This is a genomic window from Acidovorax sp. KNOB132, from assembly GCF_057541515.1.
This window is the reverse complement of sequence record NZ_BAAJYT010000425.1, coordinates 1-2087: the sequence shown is the minus strand read 5'-3', so window position 1 is coordinate 2087 and position 2087 is coordinate 1. Positions and strand designations below refer to the sequence as shown.

Here is a 2087-nt window from a genome sequence, read left to right as displayed (position 1 = left end):
TCCGGCGCGCAGGCCGTGCAGTCGCGCGGCAAGCCCGTGTGCTCCTGCCTGAACGTGACCGACGCCGCCATCACCGCCCACCTGGCGCAGTGCCACGGCACCGATGCCGACCGGCTCGCGCAGCTGCAGGGCGCGCTGCGCTGCGGCACCCAGTGCGGCTCGTGCGTGCCCGAGCTCAAGCGCATGGTGCGCGCCACGGGGCCGCTGGCCCCGGCCTCCCCGCAGGCCCCCGCCGCAGCCCTCTCCATATAACCAAAAGTTGGCAGAAGTGGGGGAGAATCCGGTCCCTTTCGATCCGCCAGAAAAACCCCACGCCATGGCCATCAGCCACTATCTCAAGGACCTCGGCCGCGGCGCGCGCGGCGCCCGCGCCATCGGCCGCGAGCAGGCCAATGACCTGTTCGGCCAGGTGCTGGACGGCCAGGTCACCGACCTGGAGATCGGCGCCTTCTGCATCGCCATGCGCATCAAGGGCGAGACCGCCGAGGAGATGTGCGGCTTTCTCGACGCCACCCACGCCCGCCTGGCCCGCCTGCCCGCCAGCGACCGGCCCGTGGTCGTGCTGCCCAGCTACAACGGCGCGCGCAAGCTACCCGTGCTCACCCCGCTGCTGGCGCTGCTGCTGGCGCGCGAGGGCCTGCCCGTGCTGCTGCACGGCATGCGCACCGAGGCGCGGCGCATTCTGGCATCGGATGTGCTCGACGCCCTAGGAATATCTGCCCTGAATGCTCCTGAAAAGATAGCAAACGGCACCGTGGCCCACATTCACACCGAAGCCCTGCACCCGGGCCTGGCCCGCCTGCTGGCCGCGCGCGAAGTGGTCGGCCTGCGCAACCCGGGCCACAGCGTGGTCAAGCTGATGAGCCCCTGCGCCGGGCCGTCGCTGGTCGTCACCGCCTACACCCACCCCGAGTACCAGGACATGCTGCACGCCACCTTCGCCACGCTGGGCATGAACGCCCTGCTCTCGCGCGGGTTGGAAGGCGAAGTGGCCGCCGACCCGCGACGAACGCCCCGTTACGACGCCTTCGTCGCCGGCGCGCACCATCTGTGGGAAGAGCAGCAGCCCGGCACGGCCAGCGAGGTGCCCGGCCTGCCCCAGGACATCGACGTGGACACCACCGCCCGCTACACGCGCCAGGTGCTCGACGGCGCGCTGCCGGTGCCCGCGCCGCTGTCCCGTCAGGTGGAACACATCTTGCGTCTGGCCGGGCAAATCCCTTTGGAGACAAACCCATGAATCGCCCATCCCCCCCCGCCTTCGAAGCGTTCCCCCCGGCCGCTGCACGCTGGTCGGCGCCGGCCCGGGCGATCCGGAACTGCTCACCATCAAGGCCCTCAAGGCCATCCAGGCCGCCACCGTGCTGCTGGTGGACGACCTGGTCAGCGACGAGATCGTGGCCATGGCCCCGCCCGGCGCGCGCATCGTCCATGTGGGCAAGCGCGGCGGCTGCAAGAGCACGCCCCAGGCCTTCATCGAAAAGCTCATGGTCATGGCCGTGAACGAAGGTGAGAACGTCGTGCGCCTGAAGGGCGGCGACCCGTTCATCTTCGGGCGCGGCGGCGAAGAGGTCGAGCACCTGCGCGCGGCCGGCATCGACGTGCAGGTGGTCAACGGCATCACCGCGGGCCTGGCCGGCATGACGCTGCTGGGCACGCCCCTCACCCACCGCGAGCACGCGCACGGCGTGGTGTTCGTCACCGGCCACGCCAAGCCCGGCGACGCCGGCACCGACTGGCGCCAGCTGGCCGCCACGGCGCGCGATGCACGCCTCACCCTGGTCATCTACATGGGCGTGAGCAGCGCCGCGCACATCCAGCAGGAGCTGCTCACCGGCCTGCCCGCCAGCACCCCCGTGGTCGTCATCCAGCACGTGAGCCTGCCCCAGCAGCGCCACGCGCTCACCACCCTGGGCGAGCTGCACGCCACCATCGAGCGCGAGCAGCTCGCCAGCCCCTCGGTCATCGTCGTGGGCGACGTGGTGAGCGGCGTGGCGGCAGCCGGCGCCCCTCGCGCGGCGCGCCCCGCCACCACCACTCCCGTCTCGCTGCGCAACGCCGTGGGCGGCTGACACGCCGGCAGCCCC

General features: G+C 71.7%; 3 protein-coding genes. All 3 read left to right on the top strand.

Going from position 1 to position 2087, the window contains the following annotated elements; all coding sequences use genetic code 11:
- Nucleotides 1-252: (2Fe-2S)-binding protein (locus AC27IO_RS23350; protein WP_498741045.1), on the top strand; the 252-nt coding region annotated here is incomplete at its 5' end.
- A gap of 64 nt (nt 253-316) precedes the next feature.
- Complete coding sequence (gene ybiB, locus AC27IO_RS23345; protein ID WP_317355922.1) at nt 317-1240, top strand: DNA-binding protein YbiB; 924 nt, start codon at nt 317-319, stop codon at nt 1238-1240.
- A 7-nt stretch (nt 1241-1247) separates the two neighbouring features.
- Complete coding sequence (gene cobA / locus AC27IO_RS23340; protein WP_498741047.1) at nt 1248-2072, top strand: uroporphyrinogen-III C-methyltransferase; 825 nt, start codon at nt 1248-1250, stop codon at nt 2070-2072.
- The last annotated feature ends 15 nt before the right edge of the window (nt 2073-2087 follow it).

What these genes read in the sequence shown, in the direction of transcription:
- ybiB (WP_317355922.1), top strand. Translation starts at nt 317, where the DNA reads ATGGCCATCAGCCACTATCTCAAGGACCTCGGCCGCGGCGCGCGCGGC.